The organism is Streptomyces sp. AV19, assembly GCF_015999245.1.
Taxonomy (GTDB): Bacteria; Actinomycetota; Actinomycetes; order Streptomycetales; family Streptomycetaceae; genus Streptomyces.
Window position 1 is genome coordinate 1 of record NZ_JAEAMR010000051.1, and the last position, 6,265, is coordinate 6,265.

Below are 6,265 nucleotides of genomic sequence, written 5' to 3' on the forward strand. Positions count from 1 at the left end.
AGCCACACCAAGATCATCTCACCCGTGACCAGCAGTTACGGGACAACCCTTAGTGTCGCGTGATTCTGGTGGCGTCACTTGAGAGTCCTTGGTTCGTTGGGCCTGCCGTGAACCTTCGTCTCGCGCCTGAACAGATGGTGGAATTACGGCAGGTGGTCAGTTCGCGCGCCATTTCAGCCGACATGGCCCTGCGTGTGCGGATCGTGTTGTGGTCCGGTGAGGGGAGGCGTCGCAAGGACATCGCTGAGCTGCTGGGAATCTCGGCCCGGACAGTGGACCGATGGAAGACGCGTTTCGCCGAACAGGGCCTGGCGGGGCTGGAGGACCGGTCCCGTGACAGCGGGCGGGTGCAGGTCCCGCCGCAGACCAGAGCCCGCGTGATTGCGTTGACACGGATGTCCCCGCCGGCGGGTTTGGGGCTGACGCACTGGTCGACACGGACGCTGGCCGACCACCTGCGACGGCGGGAAAGCATCACCGTGTCCTGGCACTACATCGCCCGCGTCTGGCGGGAGGAGAAGCTCAGGCCGCAGCGGCAGGGCACATTCAAGCTGTCGACAGACCCGGATTTCGCGGACAAGGTCGTCGATGTCGTGGGCCTGTATCTCGACCCGCCGGGCGGTGCGGTGGTGCTGTCGGTGGACGAGAAGACCGGAATCCAGGCCCTGGACCGCACCCAGCCCGTCCTGCCGGTGGCGTACGCGGCCGGCGAGAAGCGGACCTCCGATTACGTCCGTCACGGCACCACGAATCTGTTCGCAGCCCTGAACGTGACCACAGGCGAAGTACTCGGCGAGTGCACACCGGCCCGGAACGCGGCACACTTCCTCGCGTTCCTGAAGAAGGCCGTAAGGCCCCATGCGGGCAAGGAGATCCACGTGGTTCTGGACAACCTGTCCACGCACAGCACGCCGGAGGTGAGGGCATGGCTGGCGAAGAACCCGCATGTGCACTTCCACTTCACTCCCGTCGGCTCTTCCTGGTTGAACCAGGTGGAAATCTGGTTCGGCATCCTGACACGCCAGGCGATCCGTCGCGGCACGTTCTCCAGCGTCCGCGTCCTCATCCAGCAGATCCGTAACTACATCGATTCCTGGAACGAGACCGCGAAGCCCTTCACCTGGACCGCCACAGCCAACGAGATCCTCGCGAAGGTCCGCCTCACACAGCGCAACGTCAGGAAACTCGTCGCCAACAACTCCAAGTGACAGCAGCAGGATCACGCGACACTAGGGCACGTACGTGAGGACGTTGCCATCCGAAAGGAATCACCTGGGGGGCTTCTGTGGGCCAAAAGTCGTCGACGGCCGGAGTCCTGCAGCGCTACGGATGGTCACGATGTGCTTGTGCCATGTGCGGCGGGAGGAAGAGGGTTCCCCGCAGAACACCGAGCAGCGTGCGAGTGGCGGTGATCAACCAGGTGGCGAGGAGCAGGAGGTAGAGGAGAACTGCCAGCCAGATGTACACCTTGAGCCCTGTATGCCGGGCCAGCCCAGCGATGCCCGTGACACATGTGCCCACTGGGAACGTGAAACTCCACCACGTCATGGCGAAGGGCATGTGGTTGAGGAACGCCTGCAGAGTGACCGCGGCTGCCAGGGCCAGCCACAAGAAGGCGAACCCCATGACCGGCACGCCGTAGATGACTGCGAAGACCTGAAGGCCGTCTTCGAGGCGCTTGTCGGTCGCCCCGCAACACGAGTCGCCCAGTGAATTGACGGCCGTGGTCGACTGCCCCAGGGGGCCGAGGACGAGCCACAGGGTGGGGGTCATGAGCAGCGGTCCGACCTTGTGGTAAATGAGCCTGGACCAGACGCCCGGAAGAATCACCATGGTGGCCAGAAGGCTGAGGCCGAACATGGCGTAGCAGCCGAGCAGCATCGTCTCCCTCGGTTGTCCCGGGGGCAGATGGGGGATCAGGAATGGTCCGGTAGCGGCCGAGACCATCGGTGCCACGATGGGCAGAAGCAAGGTCGTCGTGGTGGTCCCGGGGGCCAGGTCATGCTTGGTGATCATGAGGTACGGCAGAGCTACCGCGACGAGGAGTCCCAGGACCGTGCCCGCTCCCCAGAGCACCCAGTCGATCGCGAGGGCCGCATTCGTGCCGAGGACGCTCTTGCCGACGAGAGCGGTACCCGCGCCGACGGCGAGCAGAGCCATCGGCGGGCAGCCGTAGAACGGGGCAACGGCCGGGTCGAAGAGATGGGCGCGGGCTTGGTTGCGGTGCCGGACGAGGTGTATGCCGCGGGCCGTCAGCACCAGGACGAGGAGCAGCAAGGAGAACGCCCAGACACATATGGCGAAGGTGTGCAACCCGGCGATGTGCAGAGGGAGCGTGGCGCCCGCGTTGGCCACGATTGCGGTCCCCATCACTGTCGCGTACCAGTTGGGCCCCAGGTGTTGGAAGAGTTGCCCAGGGTGTTCCAGGTCCCGCAGCAGCCGACGGGCCGGACCGCGATGGCCAGGGGTCGGGGCTGTAGGGGGCATAAACCCATGCTCGCCGCAGTGTGCGCTCCATGCCACTCCAGAATCGTGTCCTCTGCCACGGATGTGCTCAGAAAGCGTTGTCCAGGAGCCTTCCCAGTTTTCCGTACTCCAGTTCAATTCCATTGAGCACGTCGCGCATTTCCACGGGCCGCTGATCCCTGAGGGCCGCGAATGCCGCAGTTTCGGCGCTGGAGCGAATATTCCCGCCGGCCAGGTCGAAACGCCGGGCCACGTCTTCGAGGTCGAGATCCTGTGACAGCGGTACGGCTCCGGCGGTGAGGAACCGCTGCCAGAGTTCCAGCCGAGCCGCCCGGCCGGGTTTGGGGAATTCGATGATCTCATCGAAGCGCCTGGTGAACGCTGTGTCTATATTGGTCCGGAGGTTGGTGGTGAGAATCGCGAGGCCGCCGAACGCCTCCAGCCGCTGGAGCAAGTACGCGCTCTGCATGTTGGCATGGCGGTCGTTGGCCCCCTTGACCTCGCCGCGTCTGGCGAAGACCGAGTCGGCCTCGTCGAACAGCACCACGGCGTCGACGCAGTCCGCTGCGGAGAAAATCCGCTCCAGGTTGCGTTCGGTCTCCCCGATGTACTTCGACACGACGGTTGGCAGGCTCACGACGTAGAGGTCCATTCCGAGCCCGTGGGCAACCGCCTCCGCCGCCATGGTCTTGCCCGTGCCCGAATCGCCCGCGAACAGTGCGGTGACTCCCCAGCCCCGGCCGCCGCCTTGGCGCAGTTTCCATTCCCCCATCACCACGTCGCGGTGGCCGACACGGGAGGCGAGCATGTCCAGTCTCTCCCGGACATCCACGGAGAGCTTGAGGTCCTGCAGGGTCACGGAAGGCGTGACTCGCTTCGTCAGCGTTTCCAGGTCCCGGGCCGCGCTGCTGCGGACGATCTCCCGCGCCGTGGAGCTGCAGAGAGCGTTTCCTCCCAGAGCAGCGCGCCGCCGGGCACGCTCGATGCCGCTCACGGCCGCTGTGCAGACGCGTTCACGACGGGACGATTCGCTGCGGACATCCAGTCGCAGGGCCATGGGTACACCGGTGTCAGGAGGGGCGCTCTCATGTCCGTAGTAGACGACCGGTACGGACTCCCGCTCCAGGCGCCGGACCAGAACGTGCACTCCGGCCCTTTGCTCGTCGCTGAGGGCTCCAGGGAGAGGTGCGACGAGCCCGGCCCGGAACAGCCGCGTCTCCTGGACGACTTCCTCCAGAGCTTCTTCGTACGATGGTGCGTGAGCGAGGAGAGCCTCCAGGTCCAGCGTGCACGTGGTACGGCCGCACGCTGTGAACGCGGCACAGGCCAGTGGCAGTGCTTCGCCGTCGATGCCCTGCTGGAGGTACACGGCGGCGGGACGGCAGTCCCGGAGAGCTTCCGCGACCCGGGTGATGCTCTCCTCGCGGGGCTCGGGCGCTCCGGATATACGGGGTGGCAGGGGCTGGAAGCAGCCGACGCCGATGTCCTGGGGGCCCGGCGCACCGGTCAGAAAGGCGATCGCCCTCGGAGCCACCCGCACCTGGCAGTCGGGGAATGGCACGTCCCCGCCTTCGACACGGATCAGCTTCTCCCGGACGAGAGCCGAACTGTTGGCGAGCAAACCACTGCGGACGGCTTGCAAGACGGTGATGCCATTGACAGCCAGAAGCAGCGAGACGGTCGGCCGCATCCCGGGACTGGTGCCGCCCAGGGCCCGGTAGATAGGGGAATACATCGGATCGATGTCCGGCAGCAGCGCCGCTATGAGAACGTCGGCTTCCAGCGGGGACAGGCCGTACTCCGTGGCCAGGACGGCCAGTCGATCGGCAGAGTCGAGCGGGTCCGCAGAACTTTCGTCACCGGACAGGAACTGCCCCGTACGCAGTTCCTCGGCCCGATGGGCGGCCAGGGCGGCGCTCATGCTCGCGGGCTCTGCCAGTGCGCCGGTAGCAGAGTTATCGGAGTTCCCCAACGCCGCTCCGGCCGAGGCCAGATCGCGCACACGGGACTCGATCAGGGCCAGGCGTTCGGTGAACCGGGCGGCTCGCGGCCAATCGGCGTGGTCAGCTGCGGCGTCGTAGTGTGTTCCGGCGTTCTCGATGGTGTAGTCGTTCACTGGGTCCATTCGATGAGTCGCGTCCGGCTTCTCTGCATCAGGTGGTTTGGGCGGCCGGGCTGTGCTTCTCGGCGAAAGGCCCCTTCTTCGGAACCAGCTTGCCCACCATCAGCACGGTTGCCTGGCACGCCGATGTCTGCGCCGATGTCTGGGGGCCTCGACCGGGAACGGGGGAGGCCTTGGGCGCGCGGACGACGGAAAGACTGACCTTTCTTCCCCCGTCCACCTTGATCGGTGCCTTGCTCTGGATTTCCCGGGGCTCCGACGCCGCCATGCTGTACACACCCAGGGTCTCGGGCCCCGCCACCACGGTGGCGACGTCGCCAACATTACCGACAGTCGTCAGGGTGATCTGGGTCAACTGCAGGACATAGCCTTTGGGGACCTTGTACTCGGATTCCTTCGCGGTGCTGCCGCCCGTTGTGGTCAAAGACTTCTGAAAGTCCTGAGGTTTGGGCGCTTTGGCCTTCTGGGCGTCGGCCTCCTTCTTCTTCTCCGCAGTCTTCTGCTTCTTCTTCGCCTGTTCCTGAGCAGTTGCTTCCGCTTGTACCTGTTCGAGCTGTGTCTTACCCGCCACGGCCTTGACCTTGGGCGTTGCCTTGGCGCCGATGGGCGACACCCAGGCCAGTGCGCCGGCCATCACCACGGCAACCAGGGCAGTGGTGAGCTTGATCAGCCGTTTGGTGAGGAACGGGACCTGTTCGTACTCGAACTGAAGCGAGACCTGTGCCCCGCCCCCGTCCTCCACGGTCAACGGAATGCGGTGGATGATGGGTTTGCCGGCGAAGAGCGGCTTTCTGCCCTTGGCACGAACGGCCACCCGGCCCCGTTCCTCCGGGCGCAGCGCGAATCCTGAGCGGCGGATGTGTACGGTCGCCGTGCTCTCGTCGTCGGTATCATCCTTGATCCAGATGCGGACGCTGTCGTTGCCCAGGTTTCGAACACGCAGCAGGGTGCTCCCGGGGAAACGGCCCTTGACCTTTTTCCTCGTGAACTGCGCTTCGAGTTCGTGGAACGAACCCACCTGGAGCACGGCTTCCGGGACCGAGGCGATGTCCCTGTTTTCCAGCGACTGCGCTTTGACCGCGAACACCACGGGTCCCGGTGCGGTACGGGAGTCCCGGGGCGGGGCGATGGGTATCCGGAGCCTCTCATAACGCCCGGGATAGACGGCGACCCGTCCGAGGTCTTCGCCCGACCACTGTGCGGCCTTGCCGATGAGGGACACTTCATAGGCGTCCACGAGGTGTCCGTCATTGCAGACCAGGAGTTCCGCTTCGGCTTGCTCACCCGGGATCACGGGCTCGGCCGGGGCGATCAACTCCGCGCGCAGGCTCATCGTGGGAGGTCCCCGACCGGTGGGACGTCTCCGGCGGTAAGAATGAGGCCGTCGGCGCCGGCGTTCACGCGGACGGTGTCGCCGTCGCGGATGTCGCCGGCCAGGATGGCGCGGGCGAGCCGGTCGCCGATGGCGGTCTGCACCAGGCGGCGCAGCGGACGGGCGCCGTAGCTCAGGTCGGGCTCGGCACCGTCAGGGGTGTTGTGGCCGAGGGTGGCCAGCCAGCGCAGCGCCTGGGCGGTGACGTCGAGCGTGAGACGCCGCTCGGCCAGGGGACGGCGAAGGTGGTCGATCTGGATCTCGGCGATGCGCTCCAGCTGTCCGGTGCCGAGGGGGTGGAAGAC

Annotated in this window: 4 protein-coding genes and 1 pseudogene; 1 reads left to right on the plus strand and 4 read right to left on the minus strand. The window is 65.8% G+C overall.

Annotated features, from left to right (window positions below; translation table 11 throughout):
* Positions 1 to 107: 107 nt before the first annotated feature.
* Positions 108 to 1,208: an IS630 family transposase gene (locus I5Q34_RS32995; RefSeq protein WP_277965775.1), complete on the plus strand. Its 1,101-nt coding sequence runs from the start codon at positions 108 to 110 to the stop codon at positions 1,206 to 1,208.
* A gap of 115 nt (positions 1,209 to 1,323) precedes the next feature.
* On the opposite strand, the gene I5Q34_RS33000 is transcribed toward I5Q34_RS32995, so the two are convergent.
* From I5Q34_RS33000 to I5Q34_RS33015, 4 genes and pseudogenes are all read right to left on the minus strand, one after another.
* The gene (locus I5Q34_RS33000; RefSeq protein WP_199896185.1) at positions 1,324 to 2,487 is read right to left on the minus strand and encodes a TDT family transporter; all 1,164 of its coding nucleotides are present in this window, start codon (positions 2,485 to 2,487) and stop codon (positions 1,324 to 1,326) included.
* 67 nt (positions 2,488 to 2,554) lie between these two features.
* On the minus strand, positions 2,555 to 4,582 hold the full coding sequence (locus tag I5Q34_RS35940; protein WP_199896186.1) for an ATP-binding protein: 2,028 nt from the start codon (positions 4,580 to 4,582) through the stop codon (positions 2,555 to 2,557).
* Positions 4,583 to 4,619: 37 nt separating this feature from the next.
* Entirely contained in the window at positions 4,620 to 5,921 is a 1,302-nt protein-coding gene (locus I5Q34_RS33010) for a hypothetical protein (protein ID WP_199896187.1), read from the minus strand.
* Positions 5,918 to 6,265, minus strand: a pseudogene (locus tag I5Q34_RS33015) (ATP-dependent chaperone ClpB); the annotation flags it as partial. The gene I5Q34_RS33010 and the pseudogene I5Q34_RS33015, both read right to left, overlap by 4 nt.

Excerpts from the sequence above, each read along its gene's own strand:
- I5Q34_RS33000 (WP_199896185.1), bottom strand. The coding sequence starts at position 2,487 with ATGCCCCCTACAGCCCCGACCCCTGGCCATCGCGGTCCGGCCCGTCGG.
- I5Q34_RS33010 (WP_199896187.1), bottom strand. The coding sequence starts at position 5,921 with ATGAGCCTGCGCGCGGAGTTGATCGCCCCGGCCGAGCCCGTGATCCCG.